Source organism: Streptomyces lasalocidi (assembly GCF_005280215.1).
Taxonomy (GTDB): Bacteria; Actinomycetota; Actinomycetes; order Streptomycetales; family Streptomycetaceae; genus Streptomyces; species Streptomyces longwoodensis.
Window position 1 is genome coordinate 5,278,594 of sequence record NZ_SZNQ01000001.1, and the last position, 24,499, is coordinate 5,303,092.

The following is a 24,499-nucleotide window of genomic DNA, read 5'->3' on the forward strand; positions in this document are numbered from 1 at the left end:
CGTCTGGCGGAAGGTACAAATGGGCGGGCCGGTGCTCAGGTGTTCTTTCCGACCAGTGCATAGGTCTGTGTCGCGATCTCCAGTTCCTCGTCCGTCGGCACCACCGCGACCGCCACCCGCGCGGAGTCGGGCGAGACGATCCGCGGCCGGTCGCCGCGCACGGCGTTGCGCCCCGGGTCCACCGCGAGGCCCAGGCTCTCCAGGCCCGCGACGGCCGCCTCCCGCACCGGGGCCGCGTTCTCGCCGACCCCGGCCGTGAACGCCACGGCGTCCACCGTGCCGAGAACCGCGTAATAGGCGCCGATGTACTTCTTCAGCCGGTGCACGTAAATGTCGAAGGCGAGTGCGGCGGCTTCGTCGCCCTCGTCGATCCGCCGGCGGATCTCGCGCATGTCGTTGTCCCCGCACAGACCGAACAGACCGCTCCTCTTGTTGAGGAGAGTGTCGATCTCGTCCATGGACATTCCGCCAACGCGCGCCAAATGGAAGATGACCGCCGGATCCAAATCGCCGGAGCGCGTACCCATCACCAGTCCCTCCAAGGGCGTCAGCCCCATGGAGGTGTCCACGCACCGGCCGCCCCGCACGGCCGACGCGGACGCGCCGTTGCCCAGGTGGAGCACGATCACGTTGACGTCCTCGGGCGCCTTGCCCAGCAGCTCGGCGGTCGCCCGGGAGACGTACGCGTGCGAGGTGCCGTGGAAGCCGTAGCGGCGGATGCGGTGCCGGTCGGCGATCCTCGGGTCGATCGCGTAGCGCGCCGCCGACTCCGGCATGGTGGTGTGGAACGCCGTGTCGAACACCGCGACCTGCGGCAGGTCCGGGCGCAGCGCCCGCGCGGTGCGGATGCCGGTGAGGTTGGCCGGGTTGTGCAGGGGCGCGACCGGGATCAGCCGCTCGATCTCGGCGATCACCGCGTCGTCGATGACGGTGGGCTCGGTGAAGAACATCCCGCCGTGCACCACCCGATGCCCGATCGCGGCCAGGTCGGGGGAGTCCAGGCCCAGGCCGTCCCGGGCGAGCTCCTGCGCGACGGCCTTCAGCGCGGCGTCGTGGTCGGCGATCGGCCCGTCGGCCTCCCGGGCGTCCCCGCCGGCCGCCATCGGGGTGTGCTTCAGGCGGGAGGTCTGCTCGCCGATCCGCTCGACGAGGCCCGCCGCCAGCCGGCTGCTGTCGCGCATGTCGAGCAGCTGGTACTTCAGCGACGAGGAGCCGGAGTTGAGGACGAGGACGCGGGTGCCGGTCACTGCTGGGCTGCCTTCTCGAGCGGGGACTGGGCCTGGATCGCCGTGATGGCGACGGTGTTGACGATGTCCTGGACGAGGGCGCCCCGGGAGAGGTCGTTGACCGGCTTGCGCAGACCCTGCAGCACCGGGCCGACCGCGATCGCGCCGGCCGAGCGCTGCACGGCCTTGTAGGTGTTGTTGCCGGTGTTCAGGTCCGGGAAGATCAGCACGCTCGCCTGCCCGGCGACCTCCGAGCCCGGCAGCTTGGTCGCCGCGACGGTCGGCTCCACGGCCGCGTCGTACTGGATCGGCCCCTCGATCTTGAGGTCGGACCGGCGCTCGCGGACCAGCTCCGTCGCCTCGCGCACCTTGTCGACGTCCGCGCCGGAGCCGGACGTGCCGGTCGAGTACGACAGCATCGCGATCCGCGGCTCCACGCCGAACTGCTCGGCCGTCGCCGCCGACTGGATGGCGATGTCGGCCAGCTGCCGGGCGTCCGGGTCGGGATTCACCGCGCAGTCGCCGTAGACGAGGACCTTGTCCGCCAGGCACATGAAGAACACCGACGAGACGATCGACGCCTCCGGCTTGGTCTTGATGATCTCGAACGCGGGCCGGATCGTGGCCGCCGTGGAGTGCACCGACCCCGACACCATGCCGTCGGCCAGGCCCTCCTGGACCATCAGCGTGCCGAAGTAGTTCACGTCGGCGACCACGTCGTGGGCCAGCTCCACGGTCACGCCCCGATGGGCGCGCAGCGTCGCGTACCGCTCGGCGAAGCGGTCGCGCAGCTCGCTGGTCGCCGGGTCGATCAGCTCGCAGTCGCCGAGGTCGATGCCGAGGTCGGCGGCCTGCTTGCGGATCCGGTCGACCGGGCCCAGCAGCGTCAGGTCGCACACCCCGCGGCGCAGCAGCACCTCCGCCGCGTGCAGCACCCGCTCCTCGGTGCCCTCCGGCAGCACGACCCGCCGCCGGTCCGCGCGGGCCCGCTCCAGCAGCTTGTGCTCGAACATCATCGGCGTGACCCGGTCGCTGCTCGGCGCCGAGACCCGCCGCAGCAGGTCGGTGGTGTCGACGTACCGCTCGAATAGGCCGAGCGCGGTCTCCGCCTTGCGCGGGGTGGCCGCGTTCAGCTTGCCCTCCAGGGAGAACAGCTGCTCGGCGGTGGGGAAGCTGTTGCCGGGCACCGACAGCACCGGCGTGCCCGGGGCGAGCCGGTCCGCGAGGGCGAGGATGGCGTCGCCCGGCACCTCGTCGAGGGTGAGCAGCACCCCGGCGATCGGCGGGGTGCCGGCGCTGTGCGCGGCCAGCGAGCCCACCACCAGGTCGGCCCGGTCGCCCGGGGTGACGACCAGGCAGCCGGGGGTCAGGGCGGCCAGGAAGTTCGGCAGCATCGCCCCGCCGAACACGAAGTCCAGCGCGTCCCGCGCCAGCCCCGAGTCGTCGCCGAGCACCACCCGCGCGCCGAGCGCGTGGCCGATCTGGGCGACGGTCGGCGCGGACAGCGCGGGCTCGTCGGGCAGCACCCAGCAGGGCACCGGCAGCCGGCCGGCGAGCCGCTCGGCGAGGGCCTCCCGGTCCTCGCGGGCCACCCGGTTGGCGACCATGGCGAGGACGTCGCAGCCCAGGCCGTCGTAGGCGCGGAAAGCGTTGCGGGTCTCGGCCAGCACCGACTCGGCGCTCTGCTTGCGGCCGCCGACCACCGGGACCACCGACGCGCCGAACTCGTTGGCCAGCCGGGCGTTCAGGGACAGCTCGTCCGGGAGCTGGGTGTCGGCGAAGTCGGTGCCGAGGACGAGCACCACGTCGTAGTCCCGGGCGACCAGGTGGAACCGCTCGACCAGCGTGGACACCAGTTCGTCGGTGCCCTGCTCGGCCTGGAGGACGGAGGCCTCCCGGTAGTCCATGCCGTAGACGGTCGCCGGGTCCTGGGACAGCCGGTAGCGCGCGCGCAGCAGGTCGAACAGCCGGTCCGGGCCGTCGTGGACGAGCGGACGGAACACGCCCACCCGGTCGACCTGCCGGGTCAGCAGTTCCATGACCCCCAGCTCCACGACCTGGCGGCCGTCGCCGCGGTCGATGCCGGTGACGTACACGCTGCGCGTCACGTGAGCTCTCCGTTCCCTCTCCGTCACAAAAATCGCCCACCGGGGCGAGCAGAACCCTCTTGACAGTACCCCCGGGCACAGTTAAGGCGCCCGTCAGTGCCGCTCCGGCGGCCCGCCGCACCGGCCCGGCGGGCATGAAAGAATCGGTCGCGGCTCACCGGTACCCACAGCGAGCAGGAGACACAGCACGATGCGCATCGGAGTTCTCACCGCAGGCGGCGACTGCCCCGGCCTGAACGCAGTGATCCGGTCGGTCGTGCACCGAGCGGTCGATCACTACGGCGACGAGGTGATCGGCTTCGAGGACGGCTACGCGGGCCTGCTGGACGGCCGTTACCGCGGCCTCGACCTCAACGCGGTCAGCGGCATCCTGGCGCGCGGCGGCACCATCCTCGGCTCCTCCCGGCTGGAGCGCGACCGGCTGCGCGAGGCCTGCGAGAACGCCTCCGACATCGTCCGGGACTTCGGCATCGACGCCCTCATCCCGATCGGCGGCGAGGGCACCCTGACCGCCGCGCGCATGCTGTACGACGCGGGCCTGCCGGTCGTCGGCGTCCCGAAGACGATCGACAACGACATCTCCTCCACGGACCGCACCTTCGGCTTCGACACCGCCGTCGGCGTCGCCACCGAGGCGATGGACCGCCTGAAGACGACCGCCGAGTCCCACCAGCGCGTGATGGTCGTCGAGGTCATGGGCCGCCACGCCGGCTGGATCGCCCTGGAGTCCGGCATGGCCGCCGGCGCCCACGGCATCTGCCTGCCGGAACGCCCCTTCAACCCGGCCGACCTGGTCACGATGGTCGAGGAGCGCTTCTCCCGCGGCAAGAAGTTCGCCGTCATCTGCGTCGCCGAGGGCGCCCACCCCGCCGAGGGCACCATGGACTACGGCAAGGGCGAGATCGACCAGTTCGGCCACGAGCGCTTCCAGGGCATCGGCACGGCGCTGGCGTACGAGCTGGAGAAGCGGCTCGGCAAGGAGGCCCGCCCGGTCATCCTCGGCCACGTCCAGCGCGGCGGCACCCCCACGGCCTACGACCGCGTCCTCGCCACCCGCTTCGGCTGGTACGCGGTGGAGGCGGCGCACCGGGGCGAGTTCGGGCGGATGACCGCGCTGCGCGGCACCGACATCGTGATGGTGCCGCTGGCGGAGGCGGTGACCGAGCTGAAGACGGTCCCCAAGGACCGCATGGACGAGGCGGAGTCGGTCTTCTAGGAACCGGGTTCCCGGGAGCCGTGCGGGCCCGGGGCACCCTTCGCCCCGGCCGTCGACCAGAAGGTCCCCACGATCCCGTCGAGGTACGCGCGTCCCGCGGCGCTGGAGTCGGCGGTGCCGCCGCCCCAGCTCAGGGTGGCGGCCATGTGCCCCTGGTAGTCCTGGTGCAGTTCCTGGAGGGTGTCCTCCAGGACCCGCCGGTCCAGCGGCACGATCCGCGCCACCGGACGCACGTACGCCTGCCAGCGGGACTGAACGGCCCGGCGCAGCAGTTCGGCGAGCTGCGCCTCCCGGCCGGTGACGGTCACCAGGTCCGGCAGCGACAGCGCGAGCACCCCGGCGAGGGCGGCCGTCTGCCGCTCGGTGCCGCGCCACGGCCCGCCCTCCTCCGCCCGCAGGTACGCGGCGAGCGACAGCCCGGCCGCCCGGGCGACGTCCTCCGGGGCCAGGGAGCGGGCGACGCGGTGCTCACGCAGGGTCCGGGGCCGGCCGATCAGTTCACCGGGGGAGCACCACAACACCCCCGCGAGCGCGGTGAGTTCGGAGCTGCCCGGGGTGAGTGCGCCGCGCTCCCAGGCCATCACCAGGTCCGGGGTGGCGTGGGCGAGGCCGTAGGAGACCCGCAGACCGTGGGCGACGTGGTCGGGGCCCATGCCGAGTGCCGCGCGCAGGCGCCGGGCGGCGAGGCCGTCGAACGGCGGGCCCGGCGGGGGCGGTGGGGGCGGGTGGGGTGAGGGTCGGTGCACGGGGCCACCGTAGGGGCGCCCCCGGGGGGTGACTACGGTCCGTTCCGCCACAATCACCGCTTGGAGGAACGTACGGCGGCGCGTGGCGAGCGGCGGGGGGTGCGCGCCCCGCGCGTCAGCGTCCGGCCCCGGCCCCCGGCACCCAGCGGTACACCAGCTCCGGCCGCCCCACCTGCCCGTACAGCGGCTTGCGTTCGGCGCGGCCCGCCTCCACCAGGTGCTCCAGGTAGCGGCGGGCGGTGATCCGGGAGATGCCCACCGCCTCGGCGACCCCGGCCGCCGTCATCCCCTCCGCCGCCCGGCGCACCGCTGCGGTCACCCGCTCCAGCGTCGGCCCGCTCAGCCCCTTGGGCAGCGCCACCGGACCGGGGGCGCGCAGGGCCGCCAGCGCCCGGTCCACCTCGTCCTGGCCGCTCGCCTCGCCGGCCGCGCCGCGGAACTCGGCGTAGCGCACCAGCCGGTCCCGCAGCGTCGCGAAGGTGAAGGGCTTGAGCACGTACTGCACGACGCCCAGGGAGACGCCCTCGCGCACCACGGTCAGGTCGCGCGCGGAGGTCACCGCTATGACGTCCGCGTGGTACCCGGCCGCCCGCAGCGAGCGCGCCAGGTGCAGGCCGTGCCCGTCCGGCAGGTGCAGGTCGAGCAGCAGCAGGTCGACCTCCGTGCGGTCCAGCATCCGCCGGGCCTCCGCGCCGGTGTGCGCCTTCCCGACCGCGACGAAGCCCGGCACCCGGCCCACGTACAGCACGTGCGCGTCCGCGGCCACCGGGTCGTCCTCGACGACCAGGACCCGGATCGGCTCCTCACCCGTCACGCGCCGCCTCCCCTCACCCGCGCGGCGGGGACGGCCGCCCGCAGCGGCAGCCGCACCACGAACTCGGCACCGCCCCCTTCGGCCCCGGCCACCGACAGGTCCCCCGCGTGCCGGTGCACGGCCTGCCGCACCAGGGCGAGCCCCAGGCCCCGGCCCCCCGGACCGGACGGCTTGGTGGAGAAGCCGCGCTGGAAGACCAGGTCGGTGTGGTCGCCGTCCACCCCGGGCCCGGTGTCGGCGACCTTCAGCACCAGCTCCCCGCCGGCACCGCGAGCCCCGGCCGTCGGCTCCGTCGCGTACGCCGTCACCGTGATGCGGGCCCGGGTGCTGCCCTGGGCCGCGTCCACCGCGTTGTCGATGAGGTTGCCGAGGATCGTCACCAGGTCACGGGCCGACAGGCTCTCCGGGAGCACGCCGTCGTCGAGGCGGCTGTCCCCGGACACCACCAGCTCCACGCCCCGCTCGTTGGCCTGGGCCGTCTTGCCCAGCAGCAGGGCGGCCAGCACCGGTTCGCTCACCGCCGCGACCACCTGGTCGGTGAGCGCCTGCGCCAGCTCCAGTTCGGCCGTGGCGAAGTCGACCGCCTCCTCGGCGCGGCCCAGCTCGATCAGGGAGACCACCGTGTGCAGGCGGTTGGCCGCCTCGTGGGCCTGGGAGCGCAGGGCCTGGGTGAAGCCCCGCTCGGAGTCCAGCTCGCCCATGAGGGACTGCAGCTCGGTCACGTCCCGCAGGGTCGCGACGGTGCCGCGGCGCTCACCGCCCGACACCGGGGAGGTGTTGACCACCAGCACCCGGTCGGCCGTCAGGTGCACCTCGTCCACCCGCGGCTCCGACGACAGCAGCGCCCCGGTCAGCGGCGCGGGCAGCCCGAGGCCCGCCACCGAGCTGCCGACCACGTCGCCCGCCACGCCCAGCAGCTCCCGCCCGCCGTCGTTGATCAGCGCCACCCGGAACTGCCCGTCCAGCATCAGCAGTCCCTCGCGCACCGCGTGCAGGGCCGCCTGGTGGTAGTCGTGCATGCGGCTCAGCTCGGTCGCGTTCATGCCGTGGGTGTGGCGCCGCAGCCGGGCGTTGACGACGTACGTCCCCACCGCGCCCAGGGCCAGCGCGCCCGCCGCCCAGCCGACCAGCGCCGTCACCTGGCCGCGCACCCGCTCGCTGATCGCCTCGACCTTGATGCCGGCGCTGACCAGGCCGACGATCCGCTTGTCGTCGTCCTCGACCGGGGTGACGGCGCGGACCGAGGCGCCGAGGGTGCCGGTGTAGGTCTCGGTGAACGTCTCGCCGCGCAGCGCGCGCCCGGTGTTGCCCAGGAAGTGCCGGCCTATCTCCGACGGGACCGGGTGCGTCCAGCGGATGCCGCGCGGGTCCATGATCGTGACGAAGTCGACGTCCGTGTCCCGCATGACGCGCAGCGCGTACGGCTGGAGTTCCGCGGTGGGGTGCGGGGTGCGGATCGCCGCGCGGACCGAGGGGGAGTCCGCCACCGCCCGGGCCACCGCCGTCGCCTGCCGGCCCGCCGCGTCCTGCGCCTGCCGCTGGTCGCTGACGTACATGAACAGCGCGTACCCCGCGACGACGACCGCGATGAGCACGGCCTGCACGGCGAACAGCTGGCCTGCCAGGCTGCGGGGCCGGGGGACGGGGATGCGCATGGAGGCCAGTGTGCCCTGACCTCCGCCGCGCACCGAACGGCCTAGGGGGTGTCTTGCCGATCACGCCGGGCTCGCGGCGTCTGGCACCGCACCTCGCCGCGTTGTCGTCGGTTGCCGATGCTCCGCATCGCCGCCCTCCTCCGCCTTGCGATGCACGGCGCCAGACGCCGCTCCCTGATCCGGCCTGATCGACAAGACACCCCCTAGGGCGTGACCTGCGTGACCCGGCCCCCGGCATGAACTCAATGAACGGAAGGGTGACCGCCCTCACAGGGGCCGACATAGTCACGGCTATCCCCCACAGCCCGGACGTGAGCCGCACGCCGGTGATGCCGACGAAGACGTCAAGGAGGGCAGCCGTGGCCGCCAGCACCCCCGATACGGCACCAGCCGCTCCCGCCGCCCGGCGGGACCGCACCCACTACCTGTACATCGCGGTGATCGTCGCGGTCGCCATCGGCATCGTCGTCGGCCTCGCCGCTCCCGACTTCGCCGTGGAGCTGAAGCCGATCGGCACCGGGTTCGTGAACCTGATCAAGATGATGATCTCGCCGATCATCTTCTGCACGATCGTGCTGGGCATCGGGTCGGTCCGCAAGGCCGCCAAGGTCGGTGCCGTCGGCGGCATCGCGCTGTCCTACTTCCTGGTCATGTCGCTGGTCGCGCTCGCCATCGGCCTGGTCGTCGGCAACATCCTGGAGCCCGGCAGCGGGCTCGCCGTCACCGACGCCGTGAAGGAGACCGGCCAGGCGCAGGTCTCGCCGGAGGCCAAGGACACCACCGAGTTCCTGCTCGGCATCATCCCCACCACGATCGTGTCCGCGTTCACCGAGGGCGAGGTGCTGCAGACCCTGCTGATCGCCCTGCTCTGCGGCTTCGCGCTGCAGGCCATGGGCAGCGCCGGGCGGCCGGTCCTGCGCGGTGTCGAGCACATCCAGCGGCTGGTCTTCCGCGTCCTGGCCATGATCATGTGGGCGGCCCCGATCGGTGCCTTCGGCGCCATGGCCGCGGTCGTCGGCTCGGCCGGCGTGGACGCGCTCAAGAGCCTCGCCGTGCTGATGCTCGGCTTCTACCTGACCTGCTTCCTCTTCGTGTTCGTCGTCCTCGGCGCGCTGCTGCGGGTGGTCGCCGGGCTGAACGTGCTCACCTTCTTCAAGTACCTGGGCCGTGAGTTCCTGCTGATCCTGTCCACCTCCTCCTCCGAGTCGGCGCTGCCGCGCCTGATCGCGAAGATGGAGCACCTGGGCGTCAGCAAGCCCGTCGTCGGCATCACCGTGCCGACCGGCTACTCCTTCAACCTCGACGGCACCATGATCTACATGACCATGGCGTCCCTGTTCATCGCCGACGCCATGGGTACGCCGATGTCGGTCGGCGAGCAGATCCCGCTGCTGCTGTTCCTGCTGGTGGCCTCGAAGGGCGCCGCCGGTGTCACCGGCGCGGGCCTGGCGACCCTGGCCGGCGGTCTGCAGTCGCACAAGCCGGCCCTGGTGGACGGCATCGGCCTGATCGTCGGCATCGACCGCTTCATGAGCGAGGCCCGCGCGCTGACCAACTTCGCGGGCAACGCCATCGCGACCGTGCTGGTCGGCACCTGGACCAAGGAGATCGACAAGGAGCGCGTCGGACGCGTCCTCGCCGGTGACCTCCCCTTCGACGAGAAGACCCTGCTCGACGAGCACACCGGGACACCCGCCACGGACGCCCCCGAGCAGCGGGAAGGCGGCGAGAAGGAACTCGCCCGAGCCTGACCCCCCCCGGTCCCCGGTCCCCGGAATCCCGGGCGCGCCCGCCCCTTCCCGGCCCCGATGCCCGGTCCCTCCCGACTCCGGATGCCCGGCCCCGCCTGAACCGGGGCCGGGCATCCGGCTCTTCCGTCGTCCGGGAACGGGGTCACCGGGGCAGCGCCCCGCTCACCTCCGTCACCAGGGCCGAAGCCGCCGCCGCGGGGACGCCCGCCGCCGTCAGGACCGTGACCGCCGCCGAGCGACCCGCCTCGTGCGTGCTCAGGAGGCCGTCGTTCACCGCCTCCATCAGGGCGAACAGGATCTGTTCGTGCACATACGCCAGGGCCGGCGCGGGCAGGGCCGAGGCGAAGACGCCCTCGTCGAGGCCCTGCTGGAGCAGGCGCACGCTGTTCGCCCGCACGGGGGAGAGGCGTTCGCGGATGCCCTGCATGGTGACCGTGCGCTGGGCCAGCGCGACCAGCAGGCGGTAGCGGTCGGCGATCTCCCACACCGACAGCACGGAGCGGGCCACCGCCTCGGCCGGGTCGGCCACGCCCTCGCGGCCCGCGGCGTGCGCGGCGGCCAGCGCCTCCACCGCGTCGTCGACCAGCGTGCTGATCAGCGCCTCCCGGCTCGGGAAGTGGCCGTACACCGTGCGCCGCACGACACCGGCGGCGCGCGCGATCTGGTCCATGGACGCGTCGGGGTCGCGCAGCAGCTCGGCGAGGGCGACGTCGAGGATGCGGCGCCGGTTGAGGTCGGCGCGGCTGGTGTTACCCGTGGTCATGACGGCCATTGTGCCCGTCCGTGGCCGAGGCTCCCCTTCCGGTGCCCTCCGCCCTCCTCCGGCGGGCTGCCGCTCCCACCCCTCGACTTGCACAGTCCTGTGCAACGGGCGTATATTGCACAGTGTTGTGCAATTACACACTGGTGTGCACTCATCGGCGGCACCCCGCCGTGTACCCGTATCGAGGAAGGCGATCCCTGCCATGCGACTCGTCGCGAAGGAACCGGTCGAGAGGATGGACGGGCCCTACGCCCGGCGCTGGTGGGCCCTGCTCGTCCTCTGCCTGAGCCTGCTGATCATCGTCATGGCGAACACCGCCCTGACGGTCGCCGCGCCGGACATGACCGCCGACCTGGGCCTGTCCAGCGCCGACCTGCAGTGGGTCATCGACGGCTACACCGTCCCGTACGCGGCGCTGATGCTGCTGCTCGGCGCGATCGGTGACAAGTACAGCCGGCGCGGGGCGCTGGTCCTCGGGCTCCTGGTGTTCGCCGGCGGGTCCGTCGGCGGCTGGCTGGCCGGCAGTTCGACGCAGGTCATCGCGGCGCGCGCGGTGATGGGCGTCGGCGCGGCGCTCATCATGCCCGCCACGCTCTCCCTGCTCGCCGCGACCTTCCCGCGCGCCGAGCGCGCCAAGGCCATCACCCTGTGGACCGCCACCGCCGGCCTCGCCATCGCCGCCGGCCCGCTGGTCGCCGGGGCGCTCCTGGAGAACCACGGCTGGTCCTCCACCTTCCTCATCAACGTGCCGGTCGCGGCCGTCGCCCTGGTCGGCGCCTTCGTCCTCGTCCCGCCGTCCCGGGCCGGCCACCACGACCGCATCGACTACGTCGGCGGACTGCTGTCGGTGGTCTGGATCGGCTCGCTCGTCTACATGATCATCGAGGGGCCGCACTTCGGCTGGGGCGCCAAGGCCGTCACCGCGGCGGTCGTCGCGGGCGTGGGCCTGGCCGCGTTCGTCCTGTGGGAGCTGCGCCACCCGCACCCCGTGCTGGACGTGCGCCGCTTCGCCGACCGCCGCTTCGCGGGCTCCAACCTCGCCGTGGCCCTGTTCTTCCTCGCCGTCTTCGGCGCCTTCTACTACCTGACCCAGCACCTGCAGTTCGTCCTCGGCTACGACGCCTTCGACACCGGCCTGCGCATGCTGCCGCTGGCCGGCGCGGTCTTCGTCGGTTCGGCCCTCACCGGCTACCTCACCCCGCGGGTCGGCATGAAGTGGACGGTCACCGCGGGCATGGTCGGCGGCACGGTCGCCCTGGCCCTGCTCACCCGGGTCGACGCGGGTGCGTCGTACGGCGACTTCGTCGCCCCGCTCATCGTGCTGGGCCTGGCCATCGGCCTCGCCCTGTCGCCCTGCACCGACGCCATCATGGGCTCCTTCCCGGAGTCCGAGCTGGGCGTCGGCGGCGCCGTGAACGACACCTCGCTGGAGCTCGGCGGCTCCCTCGGCATCGCGATCCTCGGCTCCCTGCTCGGTACGTCGTACTCCGACCACCTCGGGGACGCGGCCCGGGGCGCCGACCTGCCCGCCGGCACCCTCGCCACCGCCCAGGACTCCGTGGGCGCCGGGTACGCCGTCGCCGAGGGCGTCGGGCAGAAGGCGCAGCAGCTGGCGGCGCGGGCCGCGCAGGCCACCGACCCGCAGCAGGCGGCCCAGCTGAAGGGCCAGGCCGAGCACCTGGCCGGGGCCGCCCGGCAGATGACCGACGCGGTCGCCTCCTCCTTCTCCGACGCGGTCGCCCACACCAGCCTGGTCGGCGCGGTGATCCTCGGCGCCGGCACGCTCCTGGTCGCCCTGCTGCTGCCCCGCAAGGCCCGCCAGGAGGACACGAGCCGGGAGGACACGGCCGACGCGGCGCGGGCCGGGCACGCGGACCCGGGCGCGACGCGGGACGGGGGCCGGAACGAGGACCCGGACCAGGACGGGAACGAGGATCCGGACCAGGACGGGAACGCGGACCCGGACGAGGACCGGCGTGACGGCGCCGCGTCCGGCGAGCGGTCCGGCTCCGCCCACCGCCGCTGAAACGACCGGTCCCGGCCGTCCCCGCGTCCGCCCTTGCGTTGACGTCGGCGTCAAGTCGTACCGTCGGGGACATGCGAATCGGCGAACTGGCCGCACGGACCGGCACCACGACGCGGACGCTGCGCTACTACGAGTCGCGCGGTCTGTTGCCCGCGCGGCGCGACGACCTGGGACACCGGACCTACGACGAGGGCGACGTGCGGCTGCTGCGGCAGATCCGCACGCTCCAGGACTTCGGGTTCGACCTGGAGGAGACGCGGCCGTTCGTGGAGTGCCTGCGGGCCGGACACCCGGAGGGCGACTCCTGTCCGGCCTCGCTGGCGGTCTACCGGCGCAAGCTCGCCGAACTCGACTCGCTGATCGGGGAGTTGCAGGCGGTGCGGGCCACGATCGCCGTGCGGCTGGCGTCGACCGACGGCGAGCCACCGTTGTGCGAACTGGGAGGGCAGGAACTGTGAGCGTGACCGAGGTGACGGACGCCGATTTCGCGGCGCAGGTGATCGACGCGGAATTGCCGGTGCTGGTGGAGTTCACCGCCGACTGGTGCCCGCCGTGCCGGCAGATGGGGCCGGTGCTCAAGGCCCTCGCCGCCGAGGAGGGGGACCGGCTGAAGGTCGTCCAGCTGAACGTGGACGCCAATCCGGCGACCACCAACCACTACAAGGTGCTCTCCATGCCGACCTTCATGGTCTTCCGGGCCGGGGAGCCGGTGAAGGCCATGGTGGGCGCCCGGCCCAAGCGGCGGCTGCTGGCGGAGATCGAGGACGCCCTCTGAGGCACCCCCGTCCTTCCCGGGCCGGGACGAAAGGAATCCCCCGGGCGCAATTGCGCCCGGGGGATTCCTTTGCGTATATTGAATGGTTCGCGACTTCGGATAATGCCGGTCGCGGAGAAGTTCAGTGACCACAGTATATCCGGCCGGGAGCGGAATTGTCAAACACCGAATTTCCAGACGGTGAAATGCGGGACGAGCAGGAATTCATCGACGACCTGTACACGCGCGTGGACGCCCTGCGCCAGAACACCGAGACCGGGGTCACGGACGCGCTCGCCCAGGGCAACACCCCCATGCAGGCCCGCCTCGAACGGGACATCCTGGTCGCCGAGCGCTCCGGGCTGCTGGCCGCGCTGAACGCCGTCGACGGCTCGCTGTGCTTCGGCCGGATCGACCTGACCTCCGGCACCACCCACCACATCGGCCGCATCGGGCTGCGCACCGACGACGCCGACCGCACCCCGGTCCTCATCGACTGGCGCGCCGACGTCGCCCGCCCGTTCTACCTGGCCACCGGCCACACCCCGCTGGGCCTGCGCCGCCGCCGGCACATCAGCACCCAGGGCCGCCGGGTCACCGCCCTGCACGACGAGATCCTCGACCTCGGCGACGCCACCCGCACCGGCTACGAGGACCCGAGCGGCGACGCCGTGCTGCTCGCCGCGCTCGACTCCGCGCGCACCGGCCGGATGGGCGACATCGTGCAGACCATCCAGGCCGAGCAGGACGAGATCATCCGGGCGCCGCACCGGGGCGTGCTCGTCGTCGAGGGCGGCCCCGGCACCGGCAAGACCGCCGTCGCCCTGCACCGGGCCGCCTACCTCCTCTACGAGCACCGCGAACTGCTCGCCAAGCGGGCCGTGCTCATCGTCGGGCCCAACCCCGCCTTCCTCGGCTACATCGGCGAGGTGCTGCCCTCCCTCGGCGAGACCGGCGTGCTCCTCGCGACCGTCGGCGAGCTGTACCCGGGGGTGCGCGCGACGGCGGTCGACACCCCGGAGGCGGCCGCCGTGAAGGGCCGCGCCGAGATGGCCGACGTCCTCGCCGCCGTCGTCCGCGACCGCCAGTCCCTGCCCGACCCGGTCCTCACCGTCGAGCACGACCGCGAGGTCCTGATGCTCGACGACGGCCTGGTCAACGTCGCCCGTGAACGCACCCGCGCCACCGGGCTGCCCCACAACGTGGCGCGCGAGCACTTCGAGGGCCACGTCCTCAACACCCTCACCGAGCTGTACGCCGAGCGGGTCGGCACCGACCCCTACGACGGCTCCAGCCTGCTCGATCCGAGCGACCTCACCCAGATCCGCGACGAACTCGCCGAGAACCCGGCGGTCCGGTCGGCCGTCGACCAGCTGTGGCCGGTGCTCAGCCCGCAGCGGCTGGTCGCCGACTTCCTCGCCGCCCCCGAGGGGTACCTCGACGACGCGGACGCCGCCGCCGTGCGCCGCCCGGTGACCCGTGCCTGGACCGTGGCCGACGTGCCGCTGCTCGACGAGGCCGCCGAACTCCTCGGCGAGGACGACCGCGCCGCCCGGGACCGCGCCGAGCGCGAGCGCTCCGCCCAGGTGGCCTACGCGCAGGGCGTGCTGGACGTCTCCTACGCCTCACGCACCTACGAGTTCGAGGACAAGGAGGAGGACGACCCCGAGGGGTCCGAGGTGCTGTCCGCGCACGACATCATCGACGCCGAACGCTTCGCCGAGCGGCACGAGGAGGCCGACCACCGCAGCGCCGCCGAGCGCGCCGCGGCCGACCGCACCTGGGCCTTCGGGCACATCATCGTCGACGAGGCGCAGGAGCTGTCCCCGATGGCCTGGCGGCTGCTGATGCGGCGCAGCCCCACCCGGTCCATGACGCTGGTCGGCGACCCCGTGCAGACCGCCGAGGCGGCCGGCGTCGGCTCCTGGGAGGACATCCTCCAGCCGTACGTGCAGGACCGCTGGGAGCACGCCCGGCTCGGCGTCAACTACCGCACCCCGGCCGAGATCATGGCGGTCGCCGCGGCGGTCGTGCGCGCCGAGCACCCCGGCTTCGAGCCGCCCGGCTCGGTGCGCTCCACGGGCGTATGGCCCTGGGCGCGCGCCACCGACGACCTGCCCGGCGCGGTCGCCAAGGCCGTCGAGGAGCTGACCCCCGCCGAGGGACGGCTCGCGGTGATCGCCCCGCGCGACCTGCACCGCCGGCTCGCCGCCCGGCTGGACGGCGTGACCGCGGGCGCCGAACCCGACCTGACCCGCACGGTGGTGCTGCTCGACCCCCGTCAGTCCAAGGGCCTGGAGTTCGACTCCGTGCTGGTGGTGGAGCCCGCCGCGTACGACACCAGCGACCTGTACGTGGCCCTGACCCGGGCCACCCAGCGGCTCGGCGTCGTCCACACCGGAGAACTGCCCCCGGCCCTGGCCGACGCGCTCGCCTAGCGGGTGGGGCGGGTGAGGGACGGCCCGGGAGCGGGTGCGTGTGCTCCCGGGCCGTCCCGGGCCCGTCAGGCGGGGCGCAGCCAGACCGTCGCGAGCGGGGGCAGGGTCAGCCGGATGCTCGCCGGGAGGCCGTGCCACGGGTGGGGCTCCGGCTTGACCGGGTGCGGGTTGGTGACGTCGCTGCCGCCGTAGCGGGCCCCGTCGGTGTTCAGGACCTCGTGCCAGGCCGGCACGTCGTCGGGGACGCCGAGGCGGTAGTCGGGGCGCACCACGGCGGCGAAGTTGCTGACCGCGAGCAGCGGGTTGCGGTCGGCGTCGTAGCGCAGGAACGCGATGACGTTGTCCTCGGACGCGTCGCCCGTCACCCACTGGAAGCCGGCCGGTTCGGTGTCCTGCTCCCACAGGGCCGGGGTGTCGCGGTAGACCCCGTTGAGGTCGCGGACCAGGTCCCGCACGCCGCGGTGGTCGGCCTCGGCGCCGTAGGCCGGGTCGAGCAGCCACCAGTCCGGGCCGTGCGCCTCGGACCACTCGGCGCCCTGGGCGAACTCCTGGCCCATGAACAGAAGTTGCTTGCCCGGGTGGGACCACATGTAGCCGAGGTAGGCGCGGTGGCCGGCGCGCTGCTGCCACCAGTCGCCCGGCATCTTCGACACCAGCGAACCCTTGCCGTGGACCACCTCGTCGTGCGAGATCGGCAGCACGTAGTTCTCGCTGTACGCGTACACCATCGAGAACGTCATCTCGTGGTGGTGGTACTTGCGGTGCACCGGCTCGTGGCTCATGTACTGCAGCGAGTCGTGCATCCAGCCCATGTTCCACTTCAGCCCGAAGCCCAGCCCGCCGAAGCCGCTCGGGCCCCGGTGGTGGGTGGCCCGGGTGACGCCGTCCCACGCGGTGGACTCCTCGGCGATGGTCACCACGCCCGGGCAGCGCCGGTACACGGTGGCGTTCATCTCCTGCAGGAACGCCACCGCGTCCAGGTTCTCCCGGCCGCCGTGCTCGTTGGGCGTCCACTGGCCCGGCTCGCGCGAGTAGTCGAGGTAGAGCATCGAGGCGACCGCGTCCACGCGCAGCCCGTCGATGTGGAACTCCTGGCACCAGTACACCGCGTTGGCGACCAGGAAGTTGCGCACCTCGCGGCGCCCGAAGTCGAACTCCAGCGTGCCCCAGTCGGGGTGGGCCGCCCGCAGCGGGTCCTCGTGCTCGTACAGCGGGCGCCCGTCGAACTCGGCCAGCGCCCACGCGTCGCGCGGGAAGTGCGCCGGCACCCAGTCCATCAGGACGCCGATGCCGGCCTGGTGGAGCCGGTCGACCAGGTACCGGAAGTCGTCCGGGGTGCCGAGCCGGGCCGTCGGCGCGTAGAAGCCGGTGACCTGGTAGCCCCAGGAGCCGCCGAAGGGGTGCTCGGCGACCGGCATCAACTCGACGTGCGTGAAGCCGAGTTCCTTCACGTAGGCGGGCAGCTGCTCGGCGAGCTGGCGGTACGTCAGACCGGGCCGCCAGGACGGCAGGTGGACCTCGTAGATGGACAACGGCGCCTCGTGCGCGGGGCGTTCGGCGCGCCGCGCCAGCCACTCGGCGTCGTCCCACTCGTACTGCGAGGACGTCACGATCGACGACGTGGCCGGCGGCACCTCGGTACGCCGGGCCATCGGGTCGGCGCGCAGGGTGTGCGAGCCGTCGGGCCGCGCGATGTCGAACTTGTACAGCTCGCCCTCGCCGATCCCGGGCACGAACAGCTCCCACACGCCCGAGGAGCCCAGCGAGCGCATCGGATGACCGGTGCCGTCCCAGAAGTTGAAGGTGCCGGCCACCCGCACGCCGCGCGCGTTCGGCGCCCACACCGAGAAGCGGGTGCCGCGCACGCCCTCGTGGGTCATCGGGTGGGCCCCGAGCACCGTCCACAGGTCCTCGTGCCGGCCCTCGCCGATCAGGTGCAGGTCCAGCTCGCCGAGCGTGGGCAGGAAGCGGTAGGCGTCCTCGACCTCCTGGACCGTGTCCTCGTACGTCACCAGGAGCCGGTAGGCCGGCACCTCGCGCAGCGGCAGCACGCCGGAGAAGAACCCGTCGCCCTCGTCGTGCAGGTCGGCCCGCACCTCACCGGCCAGCACGGCGACCGCCCGCGCGTACGGCCGGAACGCCCGGAAGACGACCCCGTCCTCCACCGGGTGGGCGCCGAGCAGCCCGTGCGGGTCGTGGTGCGTCCCGGTCAGCAACCGGTCGCGGTCGTAGGCGGTGAGCGCGGGCGGGGCGGTGGCCTCGACGGGGGTGGGCTCGGCCGCGACCGCCGGAGCGGGTGCCGGCCCGTCCGTCACGGCGGGCACCGACTCCGCCGCGACGGCCGGCGCCGGCTCGGCCGCGGTGGGCACGGGCTCCGGTGCCACGGCCGGCGTGGCCGCCACGGCCGGCGTGGCCGCCACGGCCGGCGTGGCCGCCACGGCCGTGGCCTTCCTGGCCGTCGCCGTCTTCCTGGCCGTCGCCGCCTTCTTGGCCGTCGTCTGCTTGACCGGCGCGGCCTTCCTGGTCGCCGTCGTCTGCTTGACCGGCGCCGCCTTCTCGACCGGCACCGTCTTCTCGACCGGCGTCGTCTTCTCGACCGGCGTCGTCTTCTTGGCCGGTGCGGCCTTCTTCGCCGTCGTCGCCTTCTTCGCGGGGGCCTTCTTGGCCGGGGCCTTCTTCACGGCCGCCTGCCCGACGGCCGTCTCCTCGGCCGCGGGCACCTTCGCGGCGGGCGCCTTCCCGGTGGCGGCCTCCTTCACCGCGGCGGCCTTCCTGGCGGCGGTCTCCTTCACGGCGGCCGTCGTCCGGGCGGCCGTCTCCTTCACCGCGGCGGCCTTCCTGGCGGCGGTCTCCTTCACGGCGGCCGTCGTCCGGGCGGCCGTCTCCTTCACCGCGGCCGTCCCCTTGGCGGCCTTGGCGGCCTTGGCGGCCGCCTGCTTCGCCACCGCCGCCGTCCCGGCGACCGGATCCGTGGTCCTCGCCGCGGCCTTCTTCGCCGTCGTCGCCTTCTTCGCCGGGGGCTTCTTGACCGCCGCCTTCTGCGTGACCGCCTTCTTGGCCGCCGCCTTCTTGGCCGCCGCCTTCTTCACGGTCGCGGTCTCCCCGGCCGCCGCCTTCACGGCGGTCCGCTTCGCCGCCGTGGTGGTGGTCTTCGCGGCCGTCTTCCCGGCCGCGCGCGCGGGCGCCGCGGTCTTCGCCGTGGTCGTCTTCTTCGCGACCGCCGCCGTCTTCTTGGCGGCGGCCTTCTTCGTGACCGCCTTCTTCGCCACCGCCTGCTCGGCACTCTCCGCCGGCACCGCGGAGCCCGCGGTCTTCGAGGGCTTCGCGGTCTTCGCCGGCTGCACGGCCTTCGCGATCTTCTCGGCTGTCTTCTTGACCGCCGCCTTCTTCGAGTCCTTCGGGTGCGAACCGCTGGACGAGGGGCTGGGAGTCACGGACGAAGCCTCCTGGGCGAAGCTGGGACGACGGCTGGGGAACGGCTAGGACGGGTCGGACGCGGCGAGCCGCCGCACCGCGGACAGCGGCACGGGGAGCCAGTCGGGGCGGTGACGGGCCTCGTAGACGACCTCGTACACGGCCTTGTCGGTCTCGAAGGCCCGCAGCAGCACCGGGTCGGTGCGCGGGTCCACGCCGGAGACCTCGGCGTATCCGGTGCAGTACGCGGCACGGCAGGCCGCCGCCCAGTCGGGCGCCGGGCTCTCCGCCGAGTGGGCCGCGTAGTCGAAGGAGCGCAGCATCCCCGCGACGTCCCGCTCGATCGGCTGGGGCATCCGCCGCTCGGCCAGCGGGCGGGCCGGTTCGCCCTCGAAGTCGATCAGCGACCACTCGCCGGACGCCGACCGCAGGCACTGCCCGAGGTGCAGGTCGCCGTGGACGCGCTGCGCGGTCCAGGTGTGGCCCTCGGCCGCGAGGTCGGCCAGTGCCGTGTAGGCGGTGCGCAGACCGGGTGCGTACGGCCGGAGCGCCGGGACGGCCTGCGCGGCCTGCTCCAGCCGCTCGATCATGCCGGCCACCAGCGGGTCCACGTGCGCGTGGCCCAGGGTGGTGGTGGGCAGGGCCCGGGCCAGCGCGGTGTGGACCTCGGCCGTGGCCCGCCCGAGCGCCCGCGCCTCCCTGGTGAAGTCCTCGTCCTTGGCGAGCCGGCGCAGCGCCAGCTCCCAGCCGTCCGCCGCGCCCTGCACGAACGGCTGGAGCACGCCGAGGACGTACGGCTCACCGCCGAGCTCGGCTTGCATCCACGCGGTCGGCGGCGGTACCCGGCGGCAGCCCTCGCGGGCCAGCGCCAGGGGCAGCTCCAGGTCCGGGTTGACGCCGGGCACCACGCGGCGCAGGAGCTTCAGGATGAACGTATCTCCATAGATGACGGACGAGTTCGACTGCTCGGCCGTCACGAGGCGGGGCACGAGCCCCGCCCGTATCTCCTGGGCCGGGTCCCGGTCGCAGCGCAGGGCGCCGATCCGCGCGCCGGAGCGCAGGGCCTCGAGCAGCACCTCGGCGGGCCGGGTGTCGTAGAGCGCGTCGTAGATCGTGGTGCCGGCCAGCGGTCCCTCGGTCACGTGGCCGATGAGCGCGGGCGCGAGGTGCGGGGGCAGGGCCTCGCGGGCGCCGATGAGCAGCTGGTAGCAGTCGCCGGGCGCCGTGCCCTGGTGCGGGGCCCCCTGGTGGGCGCGCACCAGCAGGTGGTGCAGGCCCAGCGGGCCGCCGGCCGGCAGCAGCTCGGTGGCCGCGACGAGCGAGAATCCCGTGACGGGCCGCCCCTTGCCGGCGAACCAGCGCTGCCGTGGCAGCCACTCCCGCAACAACGGGTCGAGTGACGCGAGGAGGCCGGGGCCCGTCGTCAGAGTGCGAGTGGTGACCGTTTCCGCCATGGCGTCACGTCCCTTCCCGGGGCGGTCGGGGCTGTTACTAGTGCGTGCCCCGGGCAGGGCGGAGGAAACCGCCCTGCCCGGGGTCCGTGCCTGTGAGGTGGGTCCCTTCGCCCTACGCGCCTTCCCTGCGCAGCCGGAACCAGTAGAAGCCGTGGCCCGCCAGCGTGAGCAGGTAGGGCAGCTCGCCGATCGCGGGGAAGCGCACCCCGCCGAACAGCTCGGTGGGATGCCGGCCGTGGAAGCGGCTGAGGTCCAGCTCGGTGGGCTGGGCGAAGCGGGAGAAGTTGTGCACGCACAGCACGAGGTCGTCCTCGTACTCCCGCAGGAAGGCCAGCACCGCCGGGTTCGACGACGGCAGCTCGGTGTAGCTGCCGAGGCCGAAGGCCAGGTTCTGCTTGCGGATCTCGATCATGCGGCGGGTCCAGTGCAGCAACGACGAGGGCGAGGACATCGACGCCTCGACGTTGGTGACCTGGTAGCCGTACACCGGGTCCATGATCGTCGGCAGGTAGAGGCGGCCCGGGTCGCTGGACGAGAAGCCGGCGTTGCGGTCGGGGGTCCACTGCATCGGGGTGCGCACCGCGTCGCGGTCGCCGAGCCAGATGTTGTCGCCCATGCCGATCTCGTCGCCGTAGTAGAGGATCGGCGAGCCGGGCAGGGACAGCAGCAGGGCGGTGAACAGCTCGATCTGGTTGCGGTCGTTGTCCAGCAGCGGCGCGAGCCGGCGGCGGATGCCGATGTTGGCCCGCATCCGCGGGTCCTTGGCGTACTCCGCGTACATGTAGTCGCGCTCTTCGTCGGTGACCATCTCGAGCGTGAGCTCGTCGTGGTTGCGCAGGAAGATGCCCCACTGGCAGCCCGACGGGATCGCCGGCGTCTTGGCCAGGATCTCCGAGACCGGGTAGCGCGACTCACGCCGCACCGCCATGAAGATGCGCGGCATCACCGGGAAGTGGAACGCCATGTGGCACTCGTCGCCCCCGGACTCGAAGTCGCCGAAGTAGTCCACGACGTCCTCGGGCCACTGGTTGGCCTCGGCGAGGATCACCGTGTCCGGGTACTGCGCGTCGATCTCCTTGCGCACGCGCTTCAGGAACTCGTGGGTCGCCGGGAGGTTTTCGCAGTTGGTGCCCTCCTCGGCGTACAGGTACGGCACCGCGTCCAGCCGGAAGCCGTCGATGCCCAGGTCCAGCCAGAACTTCAGCGCGGAGATCATCTCCTCCTGCACGGCCGGGTTCTCGTAGTTGAGGTCCGGCTGGTGGGAGAAGAAGCGGTGGAAGAAGTACTGCTTGCGCACCGGGTCGAAGGTCCAGTTGGAGACCTCGGTGTCGACGAAGATGATGCGGGCGTCAGGGTACTGCTTGTCGTCGTCGGCCCACATGTAGTAGTCGCCGTAGGGGCCGTCGGGGTCCTTGCGGGACTCCTGGAACCACGGGTGCTGGTCGCTGGTGTGGTTCATGACGAAGTCGATGACGACGCGCATGCCGCGCTGGTGGGCGGCGTCGACGAACTCCACGAAGTCGGCGAGGTCGCCGAACTCGGGGAGCACCGACGTGTAGTCGGAGACGTCGTAGCCGCCGTCGCGCAGCGGGGACTTGAAGAACGGCGGCAGCCACAGGCAGTCGACGCCGAGCCACTGGAGGTAGTCGAGCTTGGCGGTGAGGCCCTTGAGGTCGCCGACGCCGTCGCCGTTGCTGTCCTGGAAGGAGCGGACCAGGACCTCGTAGAAGACGGCGCGCTTGAACCAGTCGGGATCACGGTCCTTCGCGGGGGTGTCCTCGAACTTGTCCGATACGGGCTCGTTGACGATCATCGTGTGGGTGACCCTCCGGTCTGCGGGGTGGACGGTCGCAGGACGGTGAAGACGTGCGCGGGGCGGGTGCCCGGTTCGAGACGCACGTAGTTGGCCCTGCCCCAGTGATAGGTCTCGCCGGTGAGCTCGTCGCGCACCGGCACCGACTCGTGCCAGTCCAGGCCGAGTTGCGGCATGTCCAACGAGACCGTTGCCTCCTGGGTGTGGTGGGGATCCAGATTCGCGACCACCAGAACCGTGTTGGAACCGCTGCGCTTCGAGTACGCGATCACCGACTCCTTGTCGGCCTCGTGGAAGTGCACGTCCCGCAGCTGCTGCAGGGCGGGGTTCTCGCGGCGGATCCGGTTGAGCCGGGTGATGAGGGGGGCGATGGTGCGGCCCTCGCGGGCGGCGGCCTCCCAGTCGCGCGGGCGCAGCTGGTACTTCTCGGAGTCGAGGTACTCCTCGCTGCCCTCGCGCAGCGGGGTGTTCTCGCACAGCTCGTAGCCGGAGTAGATGCCCCAGGTCGGCGACAGGGTCGCGGCCAGGACCGCGCGGACCTCGAAGGCGGGGCGTCCGCCGTGCTGGAGGTAGGCGTGCAGGATGTCGGGGGTGTTGGGGAAGAAGTTGGGCCGCATGTACGCGGCCGCCTCGCCCGACAGCTCGCCCAGGTACTCGGTGAGCTCCTCCTTGGTGGTGCGCCAGGTGAAGTAGGTGTAGGACTGCTGGAAGCCGACCTGGGCCAGGGTGTGCATCATCGCCGGGCGGGTGAACGCCTCGGCCAGGAAGATCACGTCGGGGTCGGCGGCGTTGATCTCGCCGATCACCCGCTCCCAGAAGACGACCGGCTTGGTGTGGGGGTTGTCCACGCGGAAGATGCGCACCCCGCGGTCCATCCAGTGCCGCAGCACCCGCACCGTCTCCGCGACCAGGCCGTCCATGTCCTGGTCGAAGGCGATGGGGTAGATGTCCTGGTACTTCTTGGGCGGGTTCTCCGCGTAGGCGATGGTGCCGTCGGGACGGTGGTGGAACCACTCCGGGTGCTTGGACACCCACGGGTGGTCCGGGGAGCACTGCAGGGCGAAGTCCAGGGCGACCTCCAGGTCCAGGGAGCGGGCCTGCTCCACGAACCACTCGAAGTCCTCCAGCGTGCCCAGCTGCGGGTGCACCGCGTCGTGCCCGCCCTCCGGCGAGCCGATCGCCCACGGCACCCCCACGTCGTCCGGGCCGGGCGAGAGCGTGTTGTTCTTGCCCTTGCGGAACGTGGTGCCGATGGGGTGGATGGGTGGCAGGTAGACGACGTCGAAGCCCATCTCGGCGATCGCCGGCAGCCGGCGCGCGGCCGTGCGGAAGGTGCCGTGCGGCTCCTCGGGCGTGCCCTCCGAGCGCGGGAAGAACTCGTACCAGGACCCGAACAGCGCCCGTTCCCGCTCCACCAGCAGCGGCAGCGGGTCCGAGGCCGTCACCAGGTCGCGCAGCGGGTGCCGGGACAGCACCTCGGCCACCTCCGGCGCCAGCGCCGCCGCGAGGCGGGAGGCCGCCGGGCGGGACGTGTCGCGCAGGCCCTCCACGGCGGCGCGCACGACGTCGCGCCCGTCGTCCTCGGGCACCCCGTCGGCCGCCCGCTCGTACAGGCGGGCGCCCTCCTCCAGCACCAGCTCCGTGTCCTGGCCCGCCGGGATCTTGATCTGGGCGTGGTGCCGCCAGGTGGCGACCGGGTTCCCCCAGGCCTCCACCGTGTACGACCACGTCCCCGGCGCGTCGGCGCGCACGGTGGCGCCCCAGCGGTCGGTGCCGGGGGCCAGCTCGCGCATCGGCGTGTAGGGCCCCGGACGGCCCTCCGGGTCGCGCAGCACGACATTGGCGGCGACCGCGTCGTGCCCCTCACGGAACACGGTGGCCGAGACCTCGAACGACTCCCCGACGACCGCCTTGGCCGGCCGGCGTCCGTGCTGGACGCACGGGCGGACGTCCAGGACCGGTATGCGCCCCACGGCGGTCCCCGGGCCGTTGTCCCGGGCGCCGGCGGAAGTGTCGTCCGGGGCCGGTGGCCGGGTGCGCCCCGGGGGCGCGGAACCGGCCCGGGTGGACCGGGACGTCGGGGGTACTGACGAGTGGTGCGTGGCGGGCATGACCGCTCCTGTCCGCATCGAACGGGGGTGGTGGGCGGAGGGAAGGGGGTGGTGCGTGCTGCGGGGGTCCGGGGAACGTGCAAGGGGTCGTACCTGAGGCGTGTTTCCCATGCTGCCCCGAACATGTTTCCGGAGGGTGATCTGCCGGGGAACGCGAGAGCGTGTCCCGGGACCTTCCGGATGATCCGTCGTGCACCGCAGGAGCCTTCC

Annotated in this window: 16 protein-coding genes; 6 read left to right on the forward strand and 10 right to left on the reverse strand. The window is 72.8% G+C overall.

The annotated features are described in order from the left end of the window. Positions 1–35: 35 nt before the first annotated feature. Together E4U91_RS23945 and pta are read right to left on the reverse strand one after the other, a co-directional pair. Positions 36–1,247 carry an acetate kinase gene (locus tag E4U91_RS23945; RefSeq protein WP_137308738.1) on the reverse strand — a complete coding sequence of 404 codons (1,212 nt, stop codon included), beginning with the start codon at positions 1,245–1,247 and terminating at the stop codon, positions 36–38. Then, positions 1,244–3,334, reverse strand: coding sequence for a phosphate acetyltransferase (gene pta, locus E4U91_RS23950; protein WP_137308739.1), 2,091 nt, complete (start codon positions 3,332–3,334; stop codon positions 1,244–1,246). The genes E4U91_RS23945 and pta overlap by 4 nt, the downstream gene beginning before the upstream one ends. Positions 3,335–3,524: 190 nt before the next feature. Here pta and E4U91_RS23955 point away from each other — a divergent pair, with 190 nt between their 5' ends. After that, positions 3,525–4,550 carry an ATP-dependent 6-phosphofructokinase gene (locus E4U91_RS23955; protein ID WP_137308740.1) on the forward strand — a complete coding sequence of 342 codons (1,026 nt, stop codon included), beginning with the start codon at positions 3,525–3,527 and terminating at the stop codon, positions 4,548–4,550. Here E4U91_RS23955 and E4U91_RS23960 read toward each other — a convergent pair. From E4U91_RS23960 to E4U91_RS23970, 3 genes are all read right to left on the reverse strand, one after another. Further along, on the reverse strand, positions 4,547–5,296 hold the full coding sequence (locus tag E4U91_RS23960; RefSeq protein ID WP_137308741.1) for a helix-turn-helix domain-containing protein: 750 nt from the start codon (positions 5,294–5,296) through the stop codon (positions 4,547–4,549). The two genes, E4U91_RS23955 and E4U91_RS23960, sit on opposite strands and share 4 nt — an antisense overlap. A 115-nt stretch (positions 5,297–5,411) precedes the next feature. Continuing rightward, positions 5,412–6,110, reverse strand: a complete 699-nt coding sequence (locus E4U91_RS23965; RefSeq protein ID WP_137308742.1) for a response regulator — start codon at positions 6,108–6,110, stop codon at positions 5,412–5,414. Further along, positions 6,107–7,765 carry a sensor histidine kinase gene (locus E4U91_RS23970; RefSeq protein ID WP_137308743.1) on the reverse strand — a complete coding sequence of 553 codons (1,659 nt, stop codon included), beginning with the start codon at positions 7,763–7,765 and terminating at the stop codon, positions 6,107–6,109. The genes E4U91_RS23965 and E4U91_RS23970 overlap by 4 nt, the downstream gene beginning before the upstream one ends. Positions 7,766–8,094: 329 nt before the next feature. On the opposite strand from E4U91_RS23970, the gene E4U91_RS23980 reads away from it, so the two are divergent. Continuing rightward, on the forward strand, positions 8,095–9,516 hold the full coding sequence (locus tag E4U91_RS23980; RefSeq protein ID WP_137310979.1) for a cation:dicarboxylate symporter family transporter: 1,422 nt from the start codon (positions 8,095–8,097) through the stop codon (positions 9,514–9,516). A 142-nt stretch (positions 9,517–9,658) separates the two neighbouring features. On the opposite strand, the gene E4U91_RS23985 is transcribed toward E4U91_RS23980, so the two are convergent. Continuing rightward, positions 9,659–10,279, reverse strand: a complete 621-nt coding sequence (locus tag E4U91_RS23985; RefSeq protein WP_174867857.1) for a TetR/AcrR family transcriptional regulator — start codon at positions 10,277–10,279, stop codon at positions 9,659–9,661. A 202-nt stretch (positions 10,280–10,481) separates the two neighbouring features. Between E4U91_RS23985 and E4U91_RS23990 the strand changes: the two genes are divergently transcribed. From E4U91_RS23990 to E4U91_RS24005, 4 genes are all read left to right on the forward strand, one after another. Continuing rightward, entirely contained in the window at positions 10,482–12,305 is a 1,824-nt protein-coding gene (locus E4U91_RS23990; protein WP_137308745.1) for an MFS transporter, read from the forward strand. A gap of 71 nt (positions 12,306–12,376) precedes the next feature. Further along, a complete protein-coding gene (locus E4U91_RS23995) occupies positions 12,377–12,763 on the forward strand; it encodes a MerR family transcriptional regulator (protein ID WP_137308746.1) in 387 nt (128 codons plus the stop codon). A gap of 2 nt (positions 12,764–12,765) precedes the next feature. Next, positions 12,766–13,080: a thioredoxin family protein gene (locus E4U91_RS24000; protein WP_137308747.1), complete on the forward strand. Its 315-nt coding sequence runs from the start codon at positions 12,766–12,768 to the stop codon at positions 13,078–13,080. Between the two features lie 185 nt (positions 13,081–13,265). Continuing rightward, a complete protein-coding gene (locus E4U91_RS24005; protein WP_137308748.1) occupies positions 13,266–15,497 on the forward strand; it encodes a HelD family protein in 2,232 nt (743 codons plus the stop codon). A 65-nt stretch (positions 15,498–15,562) separates the two neighbouring features. Here the strand turns inward: E4U91_RS24005 and glgB are convergent, their stop codons facing one another. The 4 genes from glgB to E4U91_RS24025 form a co-directional block, all read right to left on the reverse strand. Next, complete coding sequence (gene glgB / locus E4U91_RS24010) at positions 15,563–18,388, reverse strand: 1,4-alpha-glucan branching enzyme (RefSeq protein WP_479681760.1); 2,826 nt, start codon at positions 18,386–18,388, stop codon at positions 15,563–15,565. Between the two features lie 588 nt (positions 18,389–18,976). Beyond that, positions 18,977–20,365, reverse strand: coding sequence for a maltokinase N-terminal cap-like domain-containing protein (locus tag E4U91_RS24015; protein WP_137308749.1), 1,389 nt, complete (start codon positions 20,363–20,365; stop codon positions 18,977–18,979). Between the two features lie 112 nt (positions 20,366–20,477). Further along, on the reverse strand, positions 20,478–22,178 hold the full coding sequence (gene treS, locus E4U91_RS24020; RefSeq protein WP_137308750.1) for a maltose alpha-D-glucosyltransferase: 1,701 nt from the start codon (positions 22,176–22,178) through the stop codon (positions 20,478–20,480). Further along, the gene (locus E4U91_RS24025; protein WP_137308751.1) at positions 22,175–24,289 is read right to left on the reverse strand and encodes an alpha-1,4-glucan--maltose-1-phosphate maltosyltransferase; all 2,115 of its coding nucleotides are present in this window, start codon (positions 24,287–24,289) and stop codon (positions 22,175–22,177) included. The genes treS and E4U91_RS24025 overlap by 4 nt, the downstream gene beginning before the upstream one ends. Positions 24,290–24,499 lie beyond the last annotated feature (210 nt).

Bases quoted from the DNA above. Each gene is read 5' to 3' on its own strand.
- E4U91_RS23985 (WP_174867857.1), bottom strand. From the start codon at position 10,279: ATGACCACGGGTAACACCAGCCGCGCCGACCTCAACCGGCGCCGCATC.
- E4U91_RS24005 (WP_137308748.1), top strand. From the start codon at position 13,266: ATGCGGGACGAGCAGGAATTCATCGACGACCTGTACACGCGCGTGGAC.
- treS (WP_137308750.1), bottom strand. From the start codon at position 22,178: ATGATCGTCAACGAGCCCGTATCGGACAAGTTCGAGGACACCCCCGCG.
- E4U91_RS24015 (WP_137308749.1), bottom strand. From the start codon at position 20,365: ATGGCGGAAACGGTCACCACTCGCACTCTGACGACGGGCCCCGGCCTC.
- E4U91_RS23990 (WP_137308745.1), top strand. From the start codon at position 10,482: ATGCGACTCGTCGCGAAGGAACCGGTCGAGAGGATGGACGGGCCCTAC.
- E4U91_RS23970 (WP_137308743.1), bottom strand. From the start codon at position 7,765: ATGCGCATCCCCGTCCCCCGGCCCCGCAGCCTGGCAGGCCAGCTGTTC.
- E4U91_RS23955 (WP_137308740.1), top strand. From the start codon at position 3,525: ATGCGCATCGGAGTTCTCACCGCAGGCGGCGACTGCCCCGGCCTGAAC.
- E4U91_RS23995 (WP_137308746.1), top strand. From the start codon at position 12,377: ATGCGAATCGGCGAACTGGCCGCACGGACCGGCACCACGACGCGGACG.
- E4U91_RS23980 (WP_137310979.1), top strand. From the start codon at position 8,095: ATGCCGACGAAGACGTCAAGGAGGGCAGCCGTGGCCGCCAGCACCCCC.
- E4U91_RS24025 (WP_137308751.1), bottom strand. From the start codon at position 24,289: ATGCCCGCCACGCACCACTCGTCAGTACCCCCGACGTCCCGGTCCACC.